Annotated in this window: 1 protein-coding gene; it reads right to left on the bottom strand. The window is 71.9% G+C overall.

All coding sequences use genetic code 11. The features are described from left to right. Nucleotides 1-22: 22 nt before the first annotated feature. A protein-coding gene (locus QI554_RS43310; protein ID WP_425528146.1) for an IS5 family transposase occupies nt 23-897 on the bottom strand; the annotation gives its coding sequence in 2 pieces (ribosomal slippage) (nt 23-568 and nt 571-897; 873 coding nt in all). Between the last annotated feature and the right edge of the window lie 57 nt (nt 898-954).

The raw sequence follows: 954 nt of genomic DNA, 5'->3' as shown, positions 1-954 counted from the left end.
GGGCTAGGCAGCGTTTTGGGGATCAAGGTCTGAGCCAGAGGCGGATGGCGGCAAGGGTGACCGTGCCGTGGAAGACGTAGGCGCGCTGGTCGTAGCGGGTGGCGACCGCCCGGAAGGCCTTCAGCCGGTTGATGGTGCGTTCGGCCTCGTTGCGGCGGCGGTAGTCCTCGCGGTGGAAGCCCACAGGGCGTCCGCCCCGTCGGCCTTTGCGAAGGCGGGAGTTGGCCTGGTCCAGTGGCTCGGGGATCGTGTGGCGGATCCCGCGCCGACGCAGGTGACTGCGGATCGCGCGGGAGCTGTAGGCCTTGTCGGCCACGACCAGGTCCGGTCTGGTCCGCGGACGGCCGCCTCCCGTCCGCGGGACGCGGATAGCCATTATGACGTGCATGAACGCGGGTGCGTCGCCGGCGTGGCCGGGCCCGACCAGGACGGCGAGCGGCCGCAGCCGGCCGTCGCAGGCCAGGTGGACCTTGCTGGTCAGCCCGCCGCGGGACCGTCCGAGCGCCTCACCCGCCGTGTGGTCGAGGATCCCCTTTTTGCGGTGGCCGCGCGGGCGCGTGGCGCCCGCGCGGCATCCGGATGGGCCCGCACCGAGGTCGAGTCGACGCCGACGCACGACCAGTCCAGCGAGCCTTCGGCGTCCGCGCGGGCCTGCAGCGCGGTAAGGATCCGGTCCCAGGTGCCGTCGGCGGACCAGCGGCGGTGCCGCTGGTAGACGGTCCGCCAGTTCCCGAACCGCTCGGGCAGGTCCCGCCACGGCACCCCGGTCCGCAACCGGTACAGCACCCCGTTCACGACCGTGCGGTGGTCCGCCCACCGGCCACCGCAGCCACCCGTCGCTGGCAACAGCGGTGCCAGCACGTCCCATTCGGCCTGCGTCAGATCACCACGACCCACGACCAGCACAACGATCGACCGGGACGACAGTCACAAGATCCTCAAAACGCTGCCTAG

This window comes from Yinghuangia seranimata (genome assembly GCF_029953285.1).
Taxonomy (GTDB): domain Bacteria; phylum Actinomycetota; class Actinomycetes; order Streptomycetales; family Streptomycetaceae; genus Yinghuangia; species Yinghuangia seranimata.
Note: the sequence above shows the minus strand (reverse complement) of the source record. Positions and strands in the feature narration are given on the sequence as shown.